Genomic DNA, 23294 nt, shown 5'->3' with positions numbered 1-23294 from the left:
ATTGCTAATGAATCAGCTATTATTTCTAGTACAGTAAGTGATATAGCTAATAATATCTTAGAAGATGTTAAGAAGAAGAGGTTTTAACCTTAGATAACTAGCTAAAAGCTAGTTATCTCTAAATTTACTTATTGATTTAAAATTTGATTTTTACTCTTACATAAATTCTGCCAATTTGAAGCACTTTTGATTTCAAGACATTGTTTTAAACTTTCTTTTTCAGCTTGTACATTTTGCATTCTTTCATAAGTTAAGGCTTGGATATATAAAGCTCTTGCTCTATCTTCATCTGAAAGTTTTAATTTAAGTAAATCTGTTAAAACAGCTAAACTTTCTTCATTTTTATTGATTTTAGTCAAAGCATCAAGATATATAAATTCTAAATTAGGACTAAAAAGATTTATACCTTTAAAATTTTGATAGTCAATGGCCTTAGGTGCGTAAGTTAAAATAGTTGTTTGCATATTATGATCATTAGCGTAAGAAAGTAAAGCATCGTAGGCTTCTACCATACTAAAATTCATTGGAAAACTTTCTAAAATTTGCAAAATTTTAATGGCTTGATTGTAGTCATTTAAGCGCAATAAAGATAAAAATTGCAAATAATAAGCCTTAAAATTCTCATCATCACTTTTTAAAATTCTAGAATTAGCTATGTCTTTAGAAATTTTAATCACCTGAGGATATTGTTTATTGTCAAAAAGAATAGATGCTTTTTGAAGACCATAAAATATAGAATCTTCATTATAATTTTTATCTATATAATCAAGTGCTTGTTCAACATTAGAAGTTCTGATAAGACAAGCTAACATTTGTTTTTTATTCTCAATTTTCTGACCTATATCATAAGCACTAAAACGCATAAAAATATTTGCAGCATTGATACAATTATCAGCTTTTATCGCATTTTTTAAATCATTAATGGCTGCTTTCTCTAAAAATTGAGTAGCATTTGGAATTTTTTTACTTTCTATAAGATCTTTATAAGCTAAAATAGCACTAAAATTTCCCTCTTTATAATAAAGTGCAACATCTTCATCTAAAGCTTTATTTGCAATATTCTCATCTTTATTTGCATATTGCTTCATTAAATCTGTATAACGCTGATGCAAAAAGCTTGCATTATTATCACCTAAAGCAAAGAATACCTCATCACTTGCTTTTTTAATTTCATCTAAATACTTACCATCTAAATAATCATCCATATATAAATCAAGGTATTTTTTAGCATCACTAGATCTGTTAGTATGTGATAAAACTAAGGCTAAATCTTTTAAAGTTTCTTCATAACTTGGATCAAGTTTTGACATTTTAGCAAAGGCATCTTCATAAATACTTGCACTTATATCAAATTGTCCTTTTTGATTAAATAATTTAGCAAGTTCTAAAGATCTTGGAATATCTTTTCCAAAATATTCAGGATTGGCTTTTAAAATGGTATTAATATACTCTATAGCTTTATTTACTTGCTCATTTGAAAGCAAATTCTTTGCCAAACTCATAGCTGCTCTTGCAGCTAAATCTAAATTTTTTGTATTAAAATAAGTATTTTCATAAATATTTACAGCTTTTTCTTTTTCATTTAAATTATAAATATAGTCTGCATAATCAAGTTTTGATAACTGAGTAAAATAATTATTAGGTTGTTCATTATCCAAAATCGACATTGTATACTCTACATCAGCACGCTGAGCTAAAGCGATATAAGTTCTTAACATTATATGTAAAACTTCTGAAAAATTTTTATCACTTGTAAAAGTACGCGTCCAATTTTTAGCATCATCAATCATCTTTTCTAAAATTTGTTGATCACGCATACTTGGATCTTGAGTGTAAAGTTTATTTTGAGCTCTTAATTTATAAAGTATAAATTCACTAGCAAAAATACTGCCACGATATCTATTGATAGCATTTTGTGCATCAATCACAACTTGATTGTAATTAGCCTTATCGTATTCTTTTTTGATGCGTAAATAAGTATTGATATCTGCACTTTGAGGAATAACAACAGGATCAGAATTTAAATCTAAAGCTCCAACATAAGGCAAACTCTCATGTGGAAAATTGATATTAAAATCAAGTCCATCATAGTCTTTAACGCGTACTAGTTCTGGTGTAAAAATAAAAGTAAAAGCCTTACTTTTATGCGAACTTGATGAACTGAGTTCTTTATCTATATAAATATTTTGAGAAGTGTCAAACATTCTTGCTTGTATTTTTGGCAAAATGATCATTTTAATTTTTTGAGCTTCTTGTATAAATTTTAAATCAAAAGCAGAAAAACTCTGATCTTTTAATTTATTATCAACCATACCTGCAATATCACATTCAAAATGAACTTTTGCTTCGGTAATAAATTTTTGACATGTAAATTCTAAATCATTACTCGCATGTAAAACTGCAAAAGCTTGATTATTTTCGCGACCCGTATTTAAAACAAGCTCAAAAGCAAAAGCATTTAAAAAACTTAATAAAATTAAAAATAATATTCTCATAAAAATAATTATAGCAAAACTCTTATAACATTAACAATATAGCAAAAGTGCTTACACAAACACAACAAGCTAAAATAAAATTTTGTATAAAACTAAACTTAATATTATAAACCCTATCATTTTTCATAAATAAAGCATGAATTAAAATCTTTAAATACGCATAAAGCATAATAACAGAAGATAAAGCCACAAAAAGCGCCAAATACCAATATCCATTTAAAATTGCTGTATTTAAAATCATAAATTTACCCCAAAATACTCCAAAAGGCGGGATACCTGCTAAAGAAAGCACACTAATGCTTAAACAAAAAACAATTAAAGGTTTTTTAACCAAAAGCCCATTTAAACTCTCATAAGAATTATTCTCATAATTGCTTAAAATCATAAATACAGCATAATTTGCAAAAGCAAATAAAGTCCAATATCCAAAAATAGCAAGCAAAATTCCATCAAAATTTTGTTCTTTTAATAAAGGAATGCAAGCTACCAAAACCAAAGAAGAATGCACTACAGAACTATAAGCAAACATTTTTTTGATATTGTTTTGACTTAGAGCCGCAAAAGCGCCTATAAGCATAGAAAAAATCGCTAGAACTATTATGATATATTCAAAACCTGTATTATTTAAAAAATCAAACAAACGAATAACCACAACCAACATGGCAACTTTTGGCACAACTGAAATAAAAGCAACCAAATTTGTATGTGCTGCATAATACACATCTTTAAGCCAAAAATGAAAAGGTGCCAAAGAAAGCTTGATTGCACAAAGAACAAAAATCATCACTCCGGCACCCAAAAGCATGGGATCTTTTTGAAACTCATTTTTTAACGCTAAATTAGCAGATAAATCTAAAGTTCCTGTTTTTAAATAAATAAAAGCTACAGCCATAACAAAAAACCCAGCTCCTACAGCCGCTACACTAAAGTATTTTATCGCACTTGAAATAGCATTATCACTTCCACGCATTGCTATTAAAGTATAAAGTGCTAAAGAAGAACTTTCAAGTCCTATAAAAATAAGCACTAAATTTGAGCTTGAAACCATCAAAAGCAAAGATGCGATCATAAATAAAAATAAAGCATAAAATTCACCTTGATTTTCTTCTTTTTGCATTAAAAGATATAAAAATGAAAAACACAAAATCACCAAAGAAGCATAAAATGAAACAATATCATTATTTAAAGTGGCCAAAAAAGCTTTTGCTTCTAAACCTTGAGCATTTGCATTATTTAAAATCAAAAAAGCACTTACAATTAAAGATAAAGAACTTATACCGATATAAAACGATCGATGAAATTTCCAAAAACCAGAGCAAAGCAAAAGAACTATTGCAGTTGTAATTAAAAATAAAAATGGATAAGATAAGCTTATATTTAAAAGTTCTAAATTTAAAAAATTATTTAACATTTGCCTCTCCTATTTTAGATAAAAAATCTAAAGTATTTTGCTCAACAGCTCTAATATTCATTGTTTTTATAAGATTATCCACATCTTTTTGTATCGGCTTTAAAAGTATATTTGGCATAAGCCCTAGTCCAAAAATCATTACTATAATGCACACAAGCGCTGCTATTTCTCTAAGGCGTAAAGAAAAACTCTCTATAAAGCTTTGTTTTTGCATGAAAAATATTTTTCTAAATACTGCGAACATATAAATTGCTCCCAAAATAATCACCAAACCTGCCAACAAAGCGTAAAATAAATTAATCTTTGCTATACCTAAAAGAATTAAAAACTCTCCAACAAAAGAAACAGTTAAAGGCAAAGAAACGCTTGCGAGTAAAATTAACATAAAGAAAATTGAAAATAAAGGTGCTTTTTTGGCCAAAGAATGGTAAAAAGAAATATCATAAGTATGATATCTTTGGTATAAAAGTTCAACCATTAAAAATAAAGCTCCCGTTACAATACCGTGTGCAAACATATAAAAAACCGCACCACTAATACCCAAAGCATTTAAAGAAAAAATTCCCAAAATCATCACACCAAGATGTGAAATAGAACTATAAGCGATCAATTCTTTAATATTTTCTGCCCTATAAGCAATTAAAGCATTATAAACGATACTCACTATACATAAAGCTACAATTAAAGGCATAAAATACACACTCGCATCTGGAAAAAGTGGTAAACAAAAAAGCAAAAATCCAAAAGGAGCCATTTTAAAAACTACAAGCATTACAGAAACAAGAACAGGCGAATTTGCATAAACCTTAGGTGCCCAAGTATGAAGTGGAAATAAAGGAGCTTTGATAGCAAAAGCGATAAAAAATGCTCCAAAAAGTAAAAGTTGCTCTGTAAAATTTACTGCCGAGGCATTATTTTTCCAAATTTCTAAGTCAAAAGTGAAGATGTTTAAAAGTTGATAATTTAAATAAGCTTGATAAATCAATGCTATAAGCATTAAAATTGAACCCGCAAAAGCATAGATAAAAAATTTCACCCCTGCTCTAAAATCTTTACCATAAACTCCCATAATATAAAGCAAAGGCAAAAGAGAAAATTCCCAAAAAACATAAAATAACAAACCATCTTTTGCACTAAAAAGTCCCATAATAGCAAATTCTAAAAAGAATATACAAGATACAAGCGCTTTTTGTTCCAGCTTTAAAAATAAAAAGCTTAAAAATATCATCAAAGAACTTAAAAGCATCAATATAAGTGCGATACTGTCTACTCCTACATGAAAGCTAAAAAATTTCAAAATTTTAAAAGAGAGATTATAATCAAAGCTTATCCCTTGTAAAAAATCCGCAAAAATATCCAAATTTAAAGCCAAAATCATAAAACTTACAACAACGCTAAAAACCTTAACGCCTCCACGATTTAAAAGCAAAACCACAAAAGCAGAAATTAAAGGAAAAAATATCAAATAATTTAGCATTTTACACCATCCATACCAAAATCAACAAAATCACAAAAGCTGCCACCAAAAATCTAAGCATTAAGTTTAAACTGTTTGGCATAATCATTTTTTGTGAAATATTTTGAGAATACAAAGCAATTTTTTCAACTATTCTATCAAAAATATAAAGATCACAATGCTTTAAAATCGCACATAAGCTTTCATATTTTGAAACGATAAATTGATGATAGAATTTAGGAATGAAATAATCATTGCTTAAAAGCTTGTGAATTTTATTTTCTTCAATACTTTCTTTAAACCAAGAATTTTTATAAGCAAAAATAGCCAAAATTACACCCAAAATAGCTGCTACACTCGCACAAATCATTACAATTTGATTTTGTGCATCAATAAAAACTAATTTTGTGCTTAAATATTCAAAAAAACTATGTTCAAAAAATCCTGCAACAATAGCTAAAACCATCAAAGGACTCATAGCCAAAAGTGCGATTTTACTTGCTTCATGTGGATGTTCATCATGTCTTGCAGGGGTAAAAAATACCAACATTAAAAGTCTAAAGCTATAAAATGCTGTTAAAAAAGCTGCGATTAAAAGCACTAAAAAAATACCATGGTGAAAAGAAATGAAAGAATATCCTAAAATCAAATCTTTAGAGAAAAATCCTGCAAAAGGATAAATTCCTGCTAAAGCTAAAGATCCTATACACATCAAAATAGCCGTAAATTTTAAAGGTTTAAAAAGTCCACCCATTTTTTTAATGTCTAATTTATCATTCATAGCATGCATTACATTTCCAGCACCTAAAAAAAGTAAAGATTTAAAAAAAGCATGTGTAGCTAAGTGAAATAAAGCTATACCATAAGCCCCAAGTCCTGCAGCCACAAACATATATCCAAGTTGCGATAAGGTAGAATAAGCAATAATGCGTTTTAAATCCCTAGCCACCAAAGCCATAGAGGCTGCAAAAATCGCTACAAAAGCTCCAAGCAAGGCAATAATATAAGAAACCTCAGGAACTAAATCATAAAGGGTGCTTGCACGAATTACCAAATAAACCCCCGCTGTTACCATGGTTGCTGCATGGATTAATGCAGAAACAGGAGTTGGCCCTGCCATAGCATCAGCAAGCCAAGTGTGAAAAGGAAATTGTGCAGATTTTCCCATAGCTCCTATAAATAAACAAGTTGCGATTAAGATCAAAGCGTTGTGATCTAGGCTTTGTGCCATGGAAAAAACTTCATCATATTTTAAAGTTCCTGCTTGTAAATAAAGCCAAAAAATTCCTAAAAGCATACCCAAATCCGCAATACGATTCATAATAAAAGCTTCATTAGCCGCAAAAGAATAGGTAGCGTTTTTATACCAAAAACCTATGAGCAACCAAGAGCAAAGCCCAACGCCTTCCCAACCTACAAAAAGTCCTAAGAAATTATCACTCATAACTAAAAAAAGCATAGAAAAGACAAAAAGCCCCAAATAAGCAAAAAATTTATTAAAACCTTCATCATGAGCCATATAAAAAATACTATAAAAATGCACACAAGTAGCTACAATACCTACAACACTCATCATAGTAAGCGAAATGGCATCTATATCAAAGCCAAAATTTACTCCAGCAAACCATTCAAACAAACTCACATTAAAAGCTTCATTGCAAAAAAGCAAATACAAAGAACAAAAAGCACTTAAAGCTATTAGAAGCGAACAAATTATCCCTACAAATTGTTTTTTCTCACTCAAAGCAAAACAACTTGCAAACAAAAAAGCTATAAAAGGACTAAAAAGAGAAATCAAAGCTAAATTTTGCATACTAAGCCTCCACTTCTTTTAAGCTTTTTAATTCCAAAGTGCCTTTTCTTCTATACCAAAGCACACACAAAGCTACACCAACAGCTACTTCACAAGCCGCTACACCCATGATAAAAAGTGCAAAAACCTGTCCATTTAAATCATTGTGCATTTTAGAAGCTGCTACTAAGGCTAAATTAGCACTATTTAATAAAATTTCACTCGAAATAAAAAGCATGATGAGATTTTGTCTTTTTAAAATCCCTACAAGCCCTATGACAAACATTAAAATAGCTATAAAAAAATACTTTTCTATCATTGTTTTTCCTTTGTCAGCTCTTTATGAGTAAGCACTATAGCACAAACTAAAGCAATCAAAAGTAAAATGGCTATAAATTCAAAAGCCAAAAGATATTTTGAAAAAATCGCTAAAGCCAGTTGTTTATTAAAATCAAATAAAGCAGGATCGTTTAAAGGCAAATCCGTGCTGATATTTTGGTATTTAAAACCTATAAGCATGGCCAAAAGTAAAATCGCACTTAAAACCACCAAAGTAAAAAAACTTTTTTTAGCTTTAAGTTGTTCTTTAAATTCTTTAGAAGCATCAAAAAACATCATCGCAAAACTATAAAGTCCAAGCACAGCTCCACTATAAACAATAATTTGTATCACGCCTAAAAACTCTGCATCAAGTAAAAAATAAAATCCTGATAAAAACACCATTCCACCTGCTAAAGCCGAAAGAGAATAAAGCATATTTTTACTTAAAACCGCAATGCCAAAAAAACCTAAAACCACTACACTAAAAAATACAAAAGCTAAATTTTCTATCATTTGTTTTCTCCTTGCTCTTGTGTGTCTTGATTTTCTAAGGCACTTTCAAGCATCGCATCGTAATAATTTGGTGTTTTTACCACCAATAAATCAGCATCTTTTCTAAGGCTTCCCGCTCCTTCAAATTCAACTTGATTTTTAAGCTTATCAATAGGAGTTAAAAAATCTTGCTTATAGCCAAAATAAGATCTTTGTTCAGCCGCATTTTCATACTCTGTTCCATGTACTATAGCAAGCTCAGGACAAACCTCAGCGCAAAAACCACAATAAATACAACGCCCTAAATTAATACTATAATTTCCTACTTTTTTACGCCCATTTTCATCTAAAGAAGTTTCCATTCTAATACAATTGCTAATACAAATTTTTTCGCAAAGCCCACAACCTATACATCTTTCATTTTCGCTTTCTATAAAACGCATCAAACGATGAACAGCACGGTAACGATTGTCAAGCTTTACCTTTTCAAAAGGATATTTAATCGTAGCGCTATTATTTCTCTTAAGTAATTCTCTCATCATCACAAAAAGCCCTACAAAAAGCTCTAGTTTAACGCTTCTACGCAAAGCTTGTGAAATTTTCTCCCAAGTGCTAACAGGAGTTTTTCTTTTCTCATCCACTAAATAATAATTTTTCATATCAAACTCCTATAAAAGAACTGCCAAAGCAGTGATTAAAAGGTTTAAAACCGCTAAAGGGATTAAGATCAAATAGCACATTTTCATCACTTGATCTGGACGCAATTGCGGAAAAGCAGCTCTTGCCCAAAAATACCAAAAGAAAATAAAACTTGATTTTACTATCATCATAATCCAACCAGGAATAATCCAAAAGCTATTAAAACCCCCTAAAAACAAAAGAGTTACCAAAATAGCTCCAGCTATCATAGAAGCATATTCACCTATGAAAAACATACCCCATCTTAAACCCGAATACTCCGTTCCATAACCCGCTACAATTTCAGCATCATTTTCCGTCAAACAAAGCGGGGTTCTATTAGTCTCTATAAATAAAGCAATTATAAAAAGCACAAAAGCCAAAGGCTGTTTAAAAATAAGCCAAGAAAAAAATCCATCGCTTTGATAATTGTTAATATCCACCAAAGAAAAAGAACCTACAAGCATTACAATAGCAATCAAAGCTAAAGCTCCTACGCTTTCATAGGAAATAATCGCTACAAGTCCTCTTGCAGCCCCTAAAATCGACCATTTATTATTACTTGCAAGTCCACCCAAAAACACCGCATAAAAGCAAAGCCCTGAAGTACCGATGACAAAAAGCAAAGCTACATTAATATCTGCCACTATAGGCTGAATCACCCTTCCAAATAAAGTAAATTCAGGTAGCATAGGAATAGCTGCTAAAGAAACAAAAGCACAAATAGCAGAAATCAAAGGTGCTATAGCAAAAATAAATTTTTGCGAATTTGAAGGGATTATATCTTCTTTAGTAAAAAGTTTTATCATATCAGCTACAAGTTGAATAAGCCCAAAAGGCCCTACCATATCAGGCCCTATACGTCTTTGAAAATAAGCTAAAACCTTTCTTTCAGCATAAGTTGCAAGACCTGCTAAACTCGCAAATATTGCAATGATAATAATACATTTAATCAAAGTCTCTAAAGCAAAAAAAGCAAAATCACTCATGGTTTGCTCCTAATTTTTCTAAATTTGCCACAACAAATCTTTCATCAAAAAAGCTTAGCGTATCAAGTTTTTCATCGAAATACGGCAAGAAAGCTCCATTTTTTATATCCTTATCCACACGCACGCTAAGGCTTAATTCTTTATCTTTTATTTTAAGTTTTACAAGATCTTTATCTTTTAAATTTTTCTCTTTAGCTAAATTTTCACTTACACCTAAAAAAATCACCTCATTAATCGCACTAGCACGATTTGAAAATCTACCAAATTGATAGCTAGGATTAGCACTATAAAGCAAAATTTCATCTTCTTTTAGGCTTAAATTTTCAAAATTTGGAGAGATGAATTCTTTTTTGGCAACTTGTTTGAAACATTCTAAATTAAGCTCATATCCCCTTTTACAATCGCCTGCATTGGTGTAAAAATTGTCTAAATGATCAAAATCAATCGGAGAAAAACCTTTATTTATAGGGAGTCTCTTAGTATAATTTATAGTATATTCCTCATCAAAACCTAAAGCATTAGCCAAATCATTTAAAAAATATCCCTTAAATTCTAAAGCAGCGTTAGTTGGTACCACTCTTTTATCATAATTTAAAAAAGTTCCTTCTTGCTGATTTAAACTCGCACTAGCTAAATTTGCATGCTCTTCATAAGAAAAACTAAAATCACCTTTTTCATTGTAACCTAAAGTCTTGCCTTCTTGTGTGTTTTTATCCAAATCACAAATCATAGCCACACCTAAGGTATTAGTATGCGTAGGATTTAAAAATACTTTAAAAGGAGTGGTATTTTGGATCAAAGCAAGTAATTTAGCAAGTTTTTTCGCATTTTTATGAAAATAAAAATCACTCCCTACAACAAGAGTAAAATTTGCTTTTTTAAGCAATAAATCTTCTAATTTATCTTCATCTATGCCTAAATTTTTAGCAAAAACAGAGCGTTGCACTTCTATGATTTTTTTCACTTTCTTAGGCACGACTTTTTTTACTTCTTTTTGAATTTCATTGCCTTCTTCATCTTTTTCTATGACTTGTTCTATAACTTCTTCGTTGATACTTTCTTCTATTTCTTTATTTTCACTAACAAAAAACTCTGCTAAATGAGTTTTGATACCTTCATCTTGGCTAAATTTTTGAAGTAAAAAATATAAAATTTGCTCTTCATCGCCACTTTTATGAATGTGCGGGATAAAATTTTTAGAATATTTTGCTATACCCATATCTTCCATAGGATGAAAATAAAACCCTGAGCCTTTATTCATCACTAAAGCATTATTGATTTTATAGCTAAGCGTTGGAGCATCATATCTTAAAAGCATTCCAGCCACAACCAAAAAATCACTTTTTGTTATATCTTGAGTATTAGCACTATAAAACTCACCAGAATTAGCGATAAATTCTTGTAAAAATTCTTTAAATTTCAAAGCTTCTTCATTGATCAAAGAAAGATTAAATTTCTTTTTTAAATTTTGCAAAATCAAAGCTTCTTCATTGGTAATAAAACTATTAAATTTAATGTTTTTAATTTCATTTTTCTCAAAAAGTTCCACAAGTTCTTTAAAGGCTTTTTCATCTTTATCCGCCTCATTTTGCGTATCAAAAGCAAATCTTGCAGCCTTATTTAAACTCGCAAAGGCAAAATCATTACTCACACGATAAATTTTTTCTTTTTGATTGCTAATACCACTTTGCTTAATATCATAATACATCAACTCACAATCACTTGAATGCGGATTTGAAGCAGGGATTCTTTTAAGTTCCCAAATATTTGAAGTGTATTGAAATTTCGAACCTATCAAAGCTCCTGTTGGACACACGCTTGTACATTCTCCACAAAATGAACAATCAAGCGTGTCGCCATTTGCAGGACCTATCAAACTTTTTTGAAATTTAGTCCAAATCGCATAAGCATCTTTTCCCATGCTCTCTTTAAAGCTATTATCCACACTATCTCCGCCACGAGGAACAGTCTTTAAAGCACTTTCACCGATTTTATCCTTACAAACTGTAATGCAGCGCTCACATACTATGCAAAGTGCGGGATCGTAATTAATCATTCCCCAATGTTTATGCGGTTTATGCGTGTCTTTAATCCAATGTTTTTGAACATTTACACGACTTTTATGAGTGAAATTTTGCAATTCACACTCGCCTGATTTATCGCAAACTCCACATTCTAAAGGATGATTGATACAATAAGCTTGCATGATCTCATTTCTTTCATCCCAAAGATTTTGCAAATCACTTTCTACAACCATACCCTCTTTTGCTTTAGTATTGCAAGAATATACCTTTTTACCATCAGCTTCAACCATACACATACGACAAGCCAAAGTAGGACTACAGCCTGAAAGATAGCAAATTGCTGGGATAAAAATATCATTTCTTCTTGCTATATTTAAAATATATTCGCCTTCTTCAAAGGCGCAATCTATACCATTAATCTTAACTGTCATTTTGCTTCCTTTATGCGAATTGGAGTAAAATCAAAACCATTGTTTTCATGATTTAAAAAAGCTATAGTGCCTTGTAAATTTTCATCTAAACAAAGCTTGGTTTTAAAACTAAAATCTTTAGCCAAAATTTCAACTTCACTTTGATCTTTGCATTTTGCAATTTGTAAAAATTGCCTTGAACAATGCAAATTTTTATCTTGTAAATTGGCTTTAAAAAGCACTAAACCATCATAATTATCGAGTTCTTTTAGGGTGTTTAATTTTGCCTTTTTAAAATCGCATTCTTCTTCATCACTATCTAAAATCTTTAATTCATATTTTATGCTTAAGAAATTCAAAAAATATTTGATATTTTTGCTATCTTTGTAAGAATGGATATTTTTATCTATAATTAAATACTTAGCCTCTTTTAAAAAAGAAAGCACTTCACCTGCTTCTTCCTCTCCAAAGCAAGATTCAGCACTTAAATATCCCTCATCTAAATCGCAAAAATGCCCTTCATCGCTTAATTTACAAAGCAAGGCTAAAACAAAACTCAAACTTGCAATTTCGCATTTGTAAAATTTAGCTTTTAAGTTTTTATCTTCCAAACAAGAAATATTAATGCTATTTACACCTATTTTTTCACATAAATTTTTGTTTTTAAGGCTTGGCATATCTAAAAAACAAAGAGCATTATCATAAATCATACCCTCTCCTTTTTTATAACAATAGTCCAATCCACTTGATTAAATTTCAAAGAATTTAAAAGCTCACAGCCTTGTTCTTTTACAAAAGAAAAACTTTTTTCAACAGGAGAAAAATCGCCGATTTCAAAAAGCACCACTAAAACCTCGCCTTGTTTTGCTTCTTTTATGATTTGTGCTAAATCTTCAAAAAGCTCTTTGCTTTTTCTTAAATCTACTCTTCTCATCGATCTATCTCACCTAAAACTATATTTACATTACCCATAATGGCTACAACATCAGCCAAATAAGTACCTACAAGCATTTCTTCAAAAAACGCACAATGCCAATAGCTAGGCGTTCTAGCCTTTAAGCGATAAGGTCTTCCTGTACCATCACTATGGATAAAAAAGCCAAGCTCACCTTTTGGACTTTCAGTAGGCACATAAACTTCGCCTTTAGGGGGTTTTAAACCTTGAGTGATTAAAACAAAATGTTGCATTAAAGAATAATTTTGCGTTAAAATTTGCTCCTTTGAAGCACTTACATACTCAGGATGCGTAGCTAAAATTTCAGGTGGGGTATCTTTATAAAGCGTGGCACATTGTCTAAGGATTTTCAAACTTTCACGAAATTCTTGCATATAAACTTTATATCTTGCATAAGAATCCCCTTGCGTAGCATAAGGCACGCCAAATTCAACTTCATTATAAAGCAAATAAGGCTCTTCTTTGCGTATATCGTATTTTATACCACTTCCTCTTAACATCACACCCGTACAACCCCAATTTAAGGCTTGTTCTTTAGTAACCACACCTACATTTTCAGTTCTTAAACGCCAAATTCTATTATCATCTAAAAGATCTTCATAATCTTTTAAATCATTTGGAAATTTATCGCAAAATGCAAGCATTTCTTCTAAATAATTTTCAGGTAAATCAAGCATAACCCCGCCTATTCTCATAGAAGAATGCGTAAGCCTTGCACCGCAATACTTTTCTATCAAATCCAAAACATATTCTCGTTCTCTAAAGCAGTATAAAAACACACTCATCGCACCAATATCAAGCGCATGAGTGGCAAGCCAAAGCAAATGTGATGCAATACGGTTTAATTCTAAAAGTATCATGCGTATCACTGCTGCACGACGTGGAATCTCTAAACCACAAAGCTTTTCAACCGCTGCACAATAAGCATAATTATTCGCTGAAGCAGCGATATAGTCCATTCTATCAGTAGTAGGAATAAATTCTTGATAAATCATATTTTCAGCCATTTTTTCCATACCACGATGCATATAACCTATACAAGGACGTGCTTTTACAACTTGCTCTCCATCAAGTTCTAAAATAAGGCGTAAATTTCCGTGTGCTGAAGGGTGTTGAGGGCCTAAGTTGATAATCATCTTTGAGTCTTCTTGCTCAAAAGCTATATTTTCATAATAAGGTTTTAACTTGCTAGGAATTTGCATTTTAACGCCTTTTCTCTAAAATTTTTGCTTCATCGCGTTTTACTTTTTTTACAAAAGCCACGCCTTCATCTTCTTGATATTCTTGTTTAAAGGAAATTTCCTTCTTTTGACTACCTTTTGGCACTTCATGATAAAGTCTTGCAAAATTTAGCGTATCTTTATCATCAGCAAAACCAGAATCTCTTTGCTCTTCGCCCACTACTTCACGATATTCTTTGCCAAAAATTTTATCAATCTCATACCATCTTGCAAACTCATCGCCCTTTAAAGGATAAGTTTTTAAAAGCGGATGTCCAAACCAATCATCAGGCATTAAAATGCGTTTTAAGTTAGGATGATTTATGATGAAAATTCCAAACATATCATAAATTTCTCTCTCGCTCCAATTTGCCCCTTTAAAAACATGAGCCACGCTTTGCAAACGCTCTTTTACGCCTACAAAAGTTTTTATTCTCACTCTTAATTTTTTTTCTAAATTTAAAAGCTGATAAAACACTTCAAAACCATTTTTATCTGCTACAAAATCAATAGCACTTGCCTCTGTAAAACTTAAATACCCTAAAGTTTTAAGCATTTGCAAGGTTTTAACATTGTCTTCTTTTTTAATTTCTATTACCCAAAAATCAAGTTCTACAAAAGAATTTAAAATTTCTACTTGAGTTTTTAAAACTTCAAAATCATCTTTAAAAACACTTTCATTAACATCAGATTTTACAGCGTGTGGCGCGTGATAAAATCTATCTTTGTAATAATTTTGAGTTTGAGCATTTTTTTTATCGCTATACTTTCTCATTATACCAACCTTTTAGGTGCGATTTTACGACTTGCTTTTTCTTTGCGGATCTTTTTTTGCAAAATCATCAAAGCAAACTGAAAACTTTCTGGACGTGGAGCACAGCCTGGCACATAAATATCTACAGGTATAATTCTATCCACTCCTTGAACCGTAGAATAAGTATTAAACATACCCCCTGTATTGGCACAACTTCCCATAGAAATCACCCATTTAGGATCAGGCATTTGATCGTAAAGTCTTCTTGTAAATTCAGCATGCTTTTTACATAAAGTTCCTGCGATAATCATCACTTCACTATGGCGTGGTGAAGCTCTAAAAATCGTTCCAAATCTATCAAAATCATATCTTGAACCCCCAGCCGCCATCATCTCAATCGCACAACAGGCAAGTCCATAAGATAAAGCCCATAAAGAATTACTCCTGCCCCATTGAACTAGTTTATCCACACTAGTTAAAACTACGGGCAAACCACTTGCATAATTTACTTGATGCTCTGCCATGCAAACGCTCCTTTTTTATAAGCATATAAAAATCCAACTCCTAAAAGTACGATAAAAACAAAAACTTCTAAAAGCCCAAACCAACCTAAATCTTTAAAAATCAAAGCCCAAGGAAATAAAAACACAACTTCTATATCCAAAAGTATGAAGATTAAGGCGATGATGAAAAATTGAGAGTTAATCTTGTTAGCTTGTTTAACAGGAATAGGACCACATTCATAAATTCCAAGTCCTAATTTTTTGCGATTTTTTGCGGCAAAATTATTACCGATTTTTGAAGCTAAAAAAACCAGTCCAAAAAAAATAACACTAGCAAGTACTAGCATTAAAAAAATACCAAAATAAGGATGCGAAGCATCTATATGAGACATTTATTCTCCTTTTTTAAAGCACTTTAATCACTCCACAACAAAAATTAAATTTACACTTTTCTTTATTTTACTCTAAATTTTCTATATTGAAACTTATATTAAAAAATATTTTTTAAAGTTTTAATTTTTTATGATTAAATTTATAAAAAAGATCACTTTGATGGCTTATAAATATATAAGAAATATTATTTTTTTGCTGATAGTCATATAAAAAAGTTAAAATTTCTTTAGAAGTTTTAATATCAAGCGCTGAAGTAATTTCATCTAAAATCAACAATTTAGGATTTAAAACCAAAGCACGGATAAGACCTACACGTGTGGCTTCTCCTCCGCTTAACTCATAGGGCTTTTGTTCTAAAATTTGTTTTTTTAGACTAAAAAAATCAAAAAATTCTAAAATCAAGTTATCATTCTTTTGTAAATTAAAATTTTCCAAACCATCTTGTATAAGATTTCTGATTTTTTTATAAGGGTTTAAAGCCATTTTTTGATCTTGAAAGCAATACTGAATTTGCTTTCTTAAAAGTCTTTGTTTGTTTTTATCAAGCTTGTGCAAGTTAAGATTTTCATACCATACCTCACCTTCACTTGGATCTTCTAAAAAACAAAGAATTCTAGCTAATGTGCTTTTACCTGCACCACTTTTACCTAAAATTATTAAATTGTCATTTTTATTTAAAGAAAAATTGACATTATCAAAAATAATATGTCTTTCTTTTTTTAAATACCAATGCTTTTTAAGCTCATAAAACTTACTTAAATTACAAACTTTAAGCATTATAATACCTTAAAAACTCATCTAAGCTATATAAATTTGAACTATTTTTTTCTAGCATAAGAATTTCATCTGCTAAAGAATTTACCAAATTTAAATCATGAGTGATACAAACTAAGGCTGCAGTATTTTTTAATTCTTCTAAAATCGATATGATCTTTGAAGCGTTTTCTTTATCCAAAGAAGCTGTGATTTCATCACAAATTAAAATTTGGGGTTGATTTAATAATGCCAAAGCTAGGCTCACCCTTCTTGCCATACCCAAACTTAATTCATTAGCATAAGAATGCCACAAACGATCAAGATTTTCAAATCCTAATTTTTGAAAATAAGAAAAAGCGTAATCTTTTCTTTCTTTTTGTTTTAATTTTGTATGAGTTTTTAAAACAAGATGACATAAATTTCCAATATCCAAATAAGGATAAAGACTAAGCTCTGCATCTTGCAAAACAAGTGCCACCTTAGAACGAAAATTTCTAAGCTCTTCTTTGTTAAAATTAAAAATACAAGAATTATGAAAACTTAATTCATCAAAACTTATTGTGAAATTAGAATCTAAAAGTCTTACCAAAGCTTTTCCCAACAAACTTTTGCCCACTCCACTTTGTCCTAGTATCATTAAAGTTTTGCCTGTTTTTATATCTAAATTAATATCCTTAAGCAATAAATTATTCTTCAAACTGATATTTAAATTTCTTACCTTCAAGATCTTATACCCCAAATTTTTTGTAAAAAATTACCCAACCATAAAAGAGGTAAAAACAACAAAAGCAAGCTTAAAAGTGGAAAAAGTATCATCCACCAAGCACCTATAAAAACTGCTTTTGAAGACTCACTCAAAAGAGTACCTAAAGTTGGAATTTCAAATCCTAAACCCAGTCCAAAAAAACTCAAAGTAGCTTCTGTGGCTATAGCATGAACGATATTAAATATAAAAAGTGTAAAAATCAGTGTTTTTAAAGCAGGTATTAAATCTTTAAAAAAAGCTCTAAATTTAGTTCTTCCAAGCACTATATTTGCTTTGTAAAAATCTAAATTTTCAAGTCTTTTTAATTCACTTTCTATCATTCTTGCTATGAAACACCAATGAATTAAAGCGATTAAAAAAATCATCAAAAATACATCAGAAGTTATCATACTTTGAAAAAACATCATAAGTAAAAAAGCAGGCAAGGCTAAAAAAAACTCTAAAATACGCATCCAAAAAACATAAAAAAAACATCGTGCTAAAAACAAATAACACAAAGCAAAGATAATAGACAATAAAGATCCACCAACACCTATAATCAAAGAATTTCTCAAAGCAAAAAGCAAACGAGAAAACAAATCCCTGCCTAAAAAATCAGTCCCTAAAATATAAGTAAAATTAGGAGCTTGATGCAAATTTTCTAAATGAGTACTTAAAATATCAAAAGGAGTCAAACAAGGTGCAAACAAGGCACATAAAAATAAAAAAATTAAAGGCGCAAGAATGATAAGAAATTTAAACAAAATCAAGCCTTCTTAATCTAGGATTTAAAATCCTAGCTACAATATCACTTAAAAATGTAAAAAATGCTGCAAGCAAAACACTAAAAAATATAAGTGCAAGCACAACAGGATAATCTTTAAAAATAATACTTTTAAAAAGTAAAGATCCAAGCCCCTCGTAAGCAAAGACACTTTCTACCACATAAGTTCCCATCATAAAACTTAAAGCACTTCCCCCAAAATAAGCTACAATAGGACTTAAAGAATATTTCAAAACTAAAAAATAAATATCTTTCTCCCTTAAAGCCCTAGCGTATAAATTTTGAATAAAAATTTGAGAAAAACTTTCATTGATAAAATTTCTAGCAATCCTTAAAAATAACGCCAAATGTGATAAAACGAGCACCAAAACAGGCAAAATCAAATGCTCTAAACGATTTAAAAAATCATCTTCAAAGCCTATATCACTACTTCCTATAACAGGTAAAATTTTCCAAAAAATTCCAAAAATCAAAACAAACAATAAAGCCAAAACAAAAGGAGGTAAAGCAAAAAAATTAAAAGCTAAAAAAGTGATGATTTTATCTATAAAACTTTCTTTATAATAATATCCCAAAAGTGCCAAAAAAACGCTGAGTAAAAACAAAAGCATTAAGGCACCAAAACCCAAAATAAAAGTATTAAAAATTCTTTCTTTTATAAGCTTTAAAACACTTTCTCCACTTAAAAAAGAAACTCCTAAATCTCCTTTTAAAGCCTTAAAAAGCCAAATTTTATACTGCTCTAACAAAGGCTTATCAAGCCCTAAATTTTGTTCTATTCTTTGAATAAATTCTTTACTTTGTGAATTAACTCCATTAGCATAAGCTATACTACCTTTGCTAAAATGAAGTAAAACAAAACATAAAAAAGTACTAAAAAATGCTATAAAAATACTAAAAACTAAGCGTTTTAGCACTATTTACTCCACTCATAAACATTCCAAGTAAAACCCACTCCGTGATGACCTAAAGTCCTTGTTTTGATACCTTTTAAATCGTTATTATAAACCAAAGCAAAATCAAGATAGGCCAAGAAAATAAAAGGTGGATTTTCATACAAAGCATCTATAAAATCTTTATAATATTTTTTTCTCTCTTCTAAATTTGAAGTATTTCTTGCTTTTTGCAAGGCTATATCCACTTTTTTATCATGATAATGTCCAAAATTCCAACCCTCATCATTTAAAGCACTATCTTGCGAACTTTCAAATACCCTAAAAGTGTGAAAATCAGGATCCAAAGGACTTCCCCAGCCTATTAAAAAACTATCTACTTTAGAATAATCAAAACTTCCAGCAGGTTTAGCCACCACCTTGCTTACAACTCCTATTTTTCTAAATTCGCTTTGCAAAATTCCAGCCAAACTTACCCTTAAAGGATCATTACTCATCGCCCAAATTTCAAATTCTAAAATTTTCCCATCTTTTTCAAAATTTCCATCTTTATTTTTCTTAAAACCTGCACTTACAAGTAAATCCTCGGCTTTTTTAGGATCATATTTGTAAATTTTAAAATTCTTAGAATTTGCCCAAGAACGCTCTAAAGGGTGATTAGCTACAAAAGCATAATCATGTAAAAGATTTTTTACTATACTTTCTTTATCAACTGCGTAATTTAAGGCTTGTCTTACTTTTAAATCTTTTAAAAATTCATTATCAAAATTAAACATTAAAGCCCGATAATCGGCCGATTTTTCACGTAAAATTCCAAAATTTTCATCATTTTTAAAAATATTTAGCAGAGAAACATCGATTAAAGCTGCGTCTATCTTGCCATTTTTAAGCTCAGCACTAGCTATAGAAGGATCAAAAATGTGTTTTATAATAAGTCTTGGAGTTTTTACCTTATCAAGATAAAAATGTTCATTGGCTTTAAATTCAACATATTCACCTTTTTTCCATTTTACAAATTTATAAGGACCTGTACCTATAGGATTTTGATTAAAAGAGCTTGTGTTTAAATTCTCATTTTCAAGCAAATGTTTAGGAAGCATACCTATGCTTAAAGCATCTAAAAATGCAGGATAAGGTTTAAAAAGTGTGATTTTCACATGAGAAGGATTTAAAATTTCCACACTTTTAATGTCTTTAAAATTGACATAAATAGAAGAATTGTTTTTAGGATCTTTAAAGGCTTCTATACTAAATTTCACATCATCAGCACTAAATTTGACTCCATCATGCCATAAAACATCATCTCTTAAAAAAATATCATAAACAAGCCCGTCTTTACCAACATCCCAAGACTTAGCCAAATCAGGTTTTAAACTCATATTTTCATCAAAACGCGTAAGCCCTGAAAATACAAGATTAATCACTGCATCATGATCCTCACTATAAGCAGGATTTATCCTTGCGATTTCATTTTCAACTGCTATAATAAGTGTATCTTTTGGGATTTTTGCGTCTAAATTCGCAAACAACAACATTGCAAAAATTAAAAATCTCAACATAAAAAACCTTTTTATTTTAATAACGCACAAAATTATAAAACAAAAAAGCTCAACTCGCAAGCCTATACGGGGGATAAAGTTATATTTTAGTTATAAATTTATATTTAAATACTATTTTAATAAATTTTTATCATTATATTATTCAAATTTTTATTTTTTGATGTTAAATTCATAAACGAAAAATTCATTATAAAGCCTATATTTAGGAGTTTTAAAGTCTTAATTTTAATTGAATAAAATTATTATTTGTACTATAATCGCAATTACTTTTTGTCACATAAATGTAAGGAGATAACATGGAACAAAATCGTAGAGATTTTTTAAAATGGAGTTCTTTGTTTGGCGGCTTAACCTTAAGTCCTATAAGTCTAAGTGCAAATTTATTAAAAACTCCACCATTGATCAGCAAATGGGCTGGATGTAATGTAAATTGCGGAACAAAATGTCCTGTAAAAGTGCATACTCAAGATGGAATTATTAAATATGTCAGCACTGATAATGAAGGTGATGATAGCTTTGATAATCGTCAAGCAAGAGCCTGTATTAGAGGGCGTAGTTCAAGATATAAAGTTTACAATGCAAATCGCTTAAAAAGACCATAAAAAGAGCGGGAAAAAGAGGCGAAGGTAAATTTATGCCTATTTCTTGGGAACAAGCTTTTGATGAAATTTCTGCCAAAATGCAAGAAATTAAAGAAAAATACGGCAATGAAGCCTTTTATATAAATTATGCAACAGGAACAACAGGAACAATAATCAATCGCTGTACACAAGGTCCATGGGCTAGACTTTTAAGTCTTTATGGTGGTTATTTAAATTATCATAATTCTTATTCTACGGCTCAAATTTCAAATGCTATGAATTTTTTCTATGGTGGATCTCCTGCTAGCGATATATACACTTTACGCTCTGCAAAATTAGCTATATTTTTTGGAGCAAATCATGTTGAAACTAGAATGGGAGGTGGTGGAGTAGGCTATGCTTATCAAAAAGCCTTAGAAGAAAGTGGATGTAAAATAATTCACATTGACCCAAGATACAATGATTCTATGATAGGGCATTGCGATGAGTGGATACCTATAGCACCAGGAACCGATGCAGCTTTAATTGCTGCACTAACTTATGTGATGATAAAAGAAGATTTACTTGATAGAACTTTTCTTGATAAATACACCATAGGCTTTAGCGAAAATACTCTGCCACAAGATGCAGCCAAAAACTCAAGCTATGAAAGCTATGTTTTAGGACTAAGCGATGGAGTAGAAAAAACTCCTGATTGGGCTAGCAAGATTACAAAAATTCCAGCACGCCGCATAGTTCAACTTGCAAGAGAAATTGCCACCATAAAGCCTTGTTTTATAGAACAAGGTTGGGGAGTGCAAAGACATTCAAATGGAGAACAAAATGCAAGGGCGATAGCAACTCTAGCTTGTATTACAGGAAATATTGGCATAGAAGGGACAAATACAGGATGTCGAACAGGGTCAAGTAAAACATATGATATAATGGGCATGCCTTTTAAAAATCCAATAAAAGATTCCATTCCTTGTTTTTTATTTACAGACGCTATTTATCGCGGAAAAGAAATGACAGATATTAGTGATGGGGTGCGTGGCACAACACAATTAAAACAAAATATCAAATTTATTTTCAATACAGCAGGAAATTGTCTTACAAATCAACACAGCACCATTAAAGAAGTGCATGATATTTTAAGCGATGAGAATTTGTGTGAGTGTATAGTAGATGTTAATGTAACTAGAACTCCGTCAAATAACTACGCAGATTATATCTTACCTGATGCAACTATGCTGGAGCAAGAAGATTTTATAAGACCTAGCGCAGGATATTATAGCAATAAGCCTTATATTATTTATTGTCAAAAAGCTATCGAGCCAGTTGGTGAAGCAAAACCTATTTATGAAATGTGTCTTGAACTTGCTAAAAGACTTGGCATAGAAAAAGAATTTAGCGAAGGAAGAACACAAAAAGATTGGCTAAAATACCTTTATGAAGAAAGTATGAAAAAAAATCCACTTTTGCCTAGTTTTGAAGAAATGTGCGAAAAAGGACTTGTAAAATTTGAGCCTGTAAAACCTGTAGTGGCATTACAAAGTTTTATAAAAGATCCTATCAATAATCCTTTAAAAACTCCTAGCGGAAAGATAGAAATTTATAGCACAAAACTCGCACAAATGCAAAAAACTTGGAAATTAAAAGAAGGACAACAAATAGTGCCTATTCCTGTTTTTGAAAGCCAAAGAGAAGGGATTTTAGATCCATTAAAACAAAAGTATCCTTTGCAATTTTTTGGCTATCACTACAAAGGCAGAACGCATTCTAGCTTTTGGGAAATTCCACAAATTAGAGAAGCTAATCCGCAAGAAATTTGGATAAATACCATAGATGCAGAGCAAAGAAGTATCAAAACGGGCGATGTGGTGCAAGTAAGAAATGACTTAGGAATCATACAAGGCATAGCAAAAGTTACTCCAAAAATCATACCAGGTTGTGCAGTAACCCCACAAGGTGCATGGGTAAAATATGAAAATGGTATCGATATGGGAACTTGTGTAAATTCTTTGGCAAGTATAGTACCAACTGCTATTTCTAAAGGAAATGGACAACATTCTATTTTAGTTGAAATTGCAAAAGTTTAAGGAGA

Annotated in this window: 22 protein-coding genes; 2 read left to right on the top strand and 20 right to left on the bottom strand. The window is 30.6% G+C overall.

The window, feature by feature from the left end; genetic code table 11:
- Nucleotides 1–128 precede the first annotated feature (128 nt).
- The 20 genes from ELQ10_RS05560 to ELQ10_RS05465 form a co-directional block, all read right to left on the bottom strand.
- The gene (locus ELQ10_RS05560) at nucleotides 129–2495 is read right to left on the bottom strand and encodes a tetratricopeptide repeat family protein (RefSeq protein ID WP_002866855.1); all 2367 of its coding nucleotides are present in this window, start codon (nucleotides 2493–2495) and stop codon (nucleotides 129–131) included.
- Nucleotides 2496–2517: 22 nt separating this feature from the next.
- The gene (locus ELQ10_RS05555; protein WP_133401834.1) at nucleotides 2518–3906 is read right to left on the bottom strand and encodes an NADH-quinone oxidoreductase subunit N; all 1389 of its coding nucleotides are present in this window, start codon (nucleotides 3904–3906) and stop codon (nucleotides 2518–2520) included.
- A complete protein-coding gene (locus tag ELQ10_RS05550; protein WP_133401833.1) occupies nucleotides 3896–5383 on the bottom strand; it encodes an NADH-quinone oxidoreductase subunit M in 1488 nt (495 codons plus the stop codon). Before ELQ10_RS05550 ends, ELQ10_RS05555 begins: the two co-directional genes overlap by 11 nt.
- A 1-nt stretch (nucleotide 5384) precedes the next feature.
- Nucleotides 5385–7175 carry an NADH-quinone oxidoreductase subunit L gene (gene nuoL / locus ELQ10_RS05545; RefSeq protein WP_133401832.1) on the bottom strand — a complete coding sequence of 597 codons (1791 nt, stop codon included), beginning with the start codon at nucleotides 7173–7175 and terminating at the stop codon, nucleotides 5385–5387.
- Nucleotide 7176: 1 nt separating this feature from the next.
- Nucleotides 7177–7473, bottom strand: coding sequence for an NADH-quinone oxidoreductase subunit NuoK (gene nuoK / locus ELQ10_RS05540; protein WP_002858466.1), 297 nt, complete (start codon nucleotides 7471–7473; stop codon nucleotides 7177–7179).
- A complete protein-coding gene (locus ELQ10_RS05535) occupies nucleotides 7470–7988 on the bottom strand; it encodes an NADH-quinone oxidoreductase subunit J (RefSeq protein ID WP_002858410.1) in 519 nt (172 codons plus the stop codon). Before ELQ10_RS05535 ends, nuoK begins: the two co-directional genes overlap by 4 nt.
- Nucleotides 7985–8626 carry an NADH-quinone oxidoreductase subunit NuoI gene (nuoI, locus tag ELQ10_RS05530; RefSeq protein WP_002938373.1) on the bottom strand — a complete coding sequence of 214 codons (642 nt, stop codon included), beginning with the start codon at nucleotides 8624–8626 and terminating at the stop codon, nucleotides 7985–7987. The genes ELQ10_RS05535 and nuoI overlap by 4 nt, the downstream gene beginning before the upstream one ends.
- Nucleotides 8627–8635: 9 nt before the next feature.
- Nucleotides 8636–9634: an NADH-quinone oxidoreductase subunit NuoH gene (gene nuoH, locus ELQ10_RS05525; RefSeq protein WP_002938377.1), complete on the bottom strand. Its 999-nt coding sequence runs from the start codon at nucleotides 9632–9634 to the stop codon at nucleotides 8636–8638.
- Nucleotides 9627–12089 carry an NADH-quinone oxidoreductase subunit G gene (locus ELQ10_RS05520; protein WP_133401831.1) on the bottom strand — a complete coding sequence of 821 codons (2463 nt, stop codon included), beginning with the start codon at nucleotides 12087–12089 and terminating at the stop codon, nucleotides 9627–9629. Before ELQ10_RS05520 ends, nuoH begins: the two co-directional genes overlap by 8 nt.
- The gene (locus ELQ10_RS05515) at nucleotides 12086–12778 is read right to left on the bottom strand and encodes a hypothetical protein (RefSeq protein ID WP_133401830.1); all 693 of its coding nucleotides are present in this window, start codon (nucleotides 12776–12778) and stop codon (nucleotides 12086–12088) included. Before ELQ10_RS05515 ends, ELQ10_RS05520 begins: the two co-directional genes overlap by 4 nt.
- Entirely contained in the window at nucleotides 12775–13002 is a 228-nt protein-coding gene (locus ELQ10_RS05510; protein ID WP_002824979.1) for an NADH-ubiquinone oxidoreductase subunit E family protein, read from the bottom strand. Before ELQ10_RS05510 ends, ELQ10_RS05515 begins: the two co-directional genes overlap by 4 nt.
- Nucleotides 12999–14225 (bottom strand): NADH dehydrogenase (quinone) subunit D, encoded by a 1227-nt coding sequence (gene nuoD, locus ELQ10_RS05505; RefSeq protein WP_002862216.1) that lies wholly within the window; start codon nucleotides 14223–14225, stop codon nucleotides 12999–13001. The genes ELQ10_RS05510 and nuoD overlap by 4 nt, the downstream gene beginning before the upstream one ends.
- A gap of 1 nt (nucleotide 14226) precedes the next feature.
- Nucleotides 14227–15021, bottom strand: coding sequence for an NADH-quinone oxidoreductase subunit C (locus tag ELQ10_RS05500; protein ID WP_072238634.1), 795 nt, complete (start codon nucleotides 15019–15021; stop codon nucleotides 14227–14229).
- Nucleotides 15018–15521, bottom strand: coding sequence for an NADH-quinone oxidoreductase subunit B (locus ELQ10_RS05495; RefSeq protein ID WP_002777888.1), 504 nt, complete (start codon nucleotides 15519–15521; stop codon nucleotides 15018–15020). The genes ELQ10_RS05500 and ELQ10_RS05495 overlap by 4 nt, the downstream gene beginning before the upstream one ends.
- Nucleotides 15503–15892, bottom strand: coding sequence for an NAD(P)H-quinone oxidoreductase subunit 3 (locus ELQ10_RS05490; protein ID WP_002824972.1), 390 nt, complete (start codon nucleotides 15890–15892; stop codon nucleotides 15503–15505). The genes ELQ10_RS05495 and ELQ10_RS05490 overlap by 19 nt, the downstream gene beginning before the upstream one ends.
- A gap of 112 nt (nucleotides 15893–16004) precedes the next feature.
- Complete coding sequence (locus ELQ10_RS05485) at nucleotides 16005–16670, bottom strand: ATP-binding cassette domain-containing protein (RefSeq protein WP_044306295.1); 666 nt, start codon at nucleotides 16668–16670, stop codon at nucleotides 16005–16007.
- A complete protein-coding gene (locus ELQ10_RS05480; protein WP_011050003.1) occupies nucleotides 16663–17373 on the bottom strand; it encodes an ATP-binding cassette domain-containing protein in 711 nt (236 codons plus the stop codon). Before ELQ10_RS05480 ends, ELQ10_RS05485 begins: the two co-directional genes overlap by 8 nt.
- Nucleotides 17370–18164 carry an ABC transporter permease gene (locus ELQ10_RS05475; RefSeq protein ID WP_133401829.1) on the bottom strand — a complete coding sequence of 265 codons (795 nt, stop codon included), beginning with the start codon at nucleotides 18162–18164 and terminating at the stop codon, nucleotides 17370–17372. Before ELQ10_RS05475 ends, ELQ10_RS05480 begins: the two co-directional genes overlap by 4 nt.
- Nucleotides 18151–19095, bottom strand: a complete 945-nt coding sequence (locus ELQ10_RS05470; RefSeq protein ID WP_052793982.1) for an ABC transporter permease — start codon at nucleotides 19093–19095, stop codon at nucleotides 18151–18153. The genes ELQ10_RS05475 and ELQ10_RS05470 overlap by 14 nt, the downstream gene beginning before the upstream one ends.
- Complete coding sequence (locus tag ELQ10_RS05465) at nucleotides 19095–20630, bottom strand: ABC transporter substrate-binding protein (RefSeq protein ID WP_133401828.1); 1536 nt, start codon at nucleotides 20628–20630, stop codon at nucleotides 19095–19097. Before ELQ10_RS05465 ends, ELQ10_RS05470 begins: the two co-directional genes overlap by 1 nt.
- Before the next feature lie 296 nt (nucleotides 20631–20926).
- On the opposite strand from ELQ10_RS05465, the gene ELQ10_RS08635 reads away from it, so the two are divergent.
- Both ELQ10_RS08635 and ELQ10_RS05460 read left to right on the top strand, forming a co-directional pair.
- The gene (locus ELQ10_RS08635) at nucleotides 20927–21232 is read left to right on the top strand and encodes a hypothetical protein (protein ID WP_243833029.1); all 306 of its coding nucleotides are present in this window, start codon (nucleotides 20927–20929) and stop codon (nucleotides 21230–21232) included.
- 32 nt (nucleotides 21233–21264) lie between these two features.
- Entirely contained in the window at nucleotides 21265–23289 is a 2025-nt protein-coding gene (locus ELQ10_RS05460; RefSeq protein WP_243833028.1) for a DMSO/selenate family reductase complex A subunit, read from the top strand.
- Nucleotides 23290–23294 lie beyond the last annotated feature (5 nt).

The organism is Campylobacter sp. US42a (assembly GCF_004379055.1).
Lineage (GTDB): Bacteria > Campylobacterota > Campylobacteria > Campylobacterales > Campylobacteraceae > Campylobacter_D > Campylobacter_D jejuni.
This window is presented reverse-complemented; position numbering and strand designations above follow the sequence as displayed.

Bases quoted from the DNA above. Each gene is read 5' to 3' on its own strand.
- ELQ10_RS05515 (WP_133401830.1), bottom strand. From the start codon at position 12,778: ATGATTTATGATAATGCTCTTTGTTTTTTAGATATGCCAAGCCTTAAA.
- nuoL (WP_133401832.1), bottom strand. From the start codon at position 7,175: ATGCAAAATTTAGCTTTGATTTCTCTTTTTAGTCCTTTTATAGCTTTT.
- ELQ10_RS05460 (WP_243833028.1), top strand. From the start codon at position 21,265: ATGCCTATTTCTTGGGAACAAGCTTTTGATGAAATTTCTGCCAAAATG.
- ELQ10_RS05495 (WP_002777888.1), bottom strand. From the start codon at position 15,521: ATGGCAGAGCATCAAGTAAATTATGCAAGTGGTTTGCCCGTAGTTTTA.
- ELQ10_RS05520 (WP_133401831.1), bottom strand. From the start codon at position 12,089: ATGACAGTTAAGATTAATGGTATAGATTGCGCCTTTGAAGAAGGCGAA.
- nuoK (WP_002858466.1), bottom strand. From the start codon at position 7,473: ATGATAGAAAAGTATTTTTTTATAGCTATTTTAATGTTTGTCATAGGG.
- nuoD (WP_002862216.1), bottom strand. From the start codon at position 14,225: ATGCAAATTCCTAGCAAGTTAAAACCTTATTATGAAAATATAGCTTTT.
- ELQ10_RS05555 (WP_133401834.1), bottom strand. From the start codon at position 3,906: ATGTTAAATAATTTTTTAAATTTAGAACTTTTAAATATAAGCTTATCT.
- nuoH (WP_002938377.1), bottom strand. From the start codon at position 9,634: ATGAGTGATTTTGCTTTTTTTGCTTTAGAGACTTTGATTAAATGTATT.
- ELQ10_RS05535 (WP_002858410.1), bottom strand. From the start codon at position 7,988: ATGATAGAAAATTTAGCTTTTGTATTTTTTAGTGTAGTGGTTTTAGGT.
- ELQ10_RS08635 (WP_243833029.1), top strand. From the start codon at position 20,927: ATGGAACAAAATCGTAGAGATTTTTTAAAATGGAGTTCTTTGTTTGGC.
- ELQ10_RS05465 (WP_133401828.1), bottom strand. From the start codon at position 20,630: ATGTTGAGATTTTTAATTTTTGCAATGTTGTTGTTTGCGAATTTAGAC.
- ELQ10_RS05485 (WP_044306295.1), bottom strand. From the start codon at position 16,670: ATGCTTAAAGTTTGTAATTTAAGTAAGTTTTATGAGCTTAAAAAGCAT.
- ELQ10_RS05550 (WP_133401833.1), bottom strand. From the start codon at position 5,383: ATGCTAAATTATTTGATATTTTTTCCTTTAATTTCTGCTTTTGTGGTT.
- ELQ10_RS05490 (WP_002824972.1), bottom strand. From the start codon at position 15,892: ATGTCTCATATAGATGCTTCGCATCCTTATTTTGGTATTTTTTTAATG.
- nuoI (WP_002938373.1), bottom strand. From the start codon at position 8,626: ATGAAAAATTATTATTTAGTGGATGAGAAAAGAAAAACTCCTGTTAGC.
- ELQ10_RS05560 (WP_002866855.1), bottom strand. From the start codon at position 2,495: ATGAGAATATTATTTTTAATTTTATTAAGTTTTTTAAATGCTTTTGCT.
- ELQ10_RS05510 (WP_002824979.1), bottom strand. From the start codon at position 13,002: ATGAGAAGAGTAGATTTAAGAAAAAGCAAAGAGCTTTTTGAAGATTTA.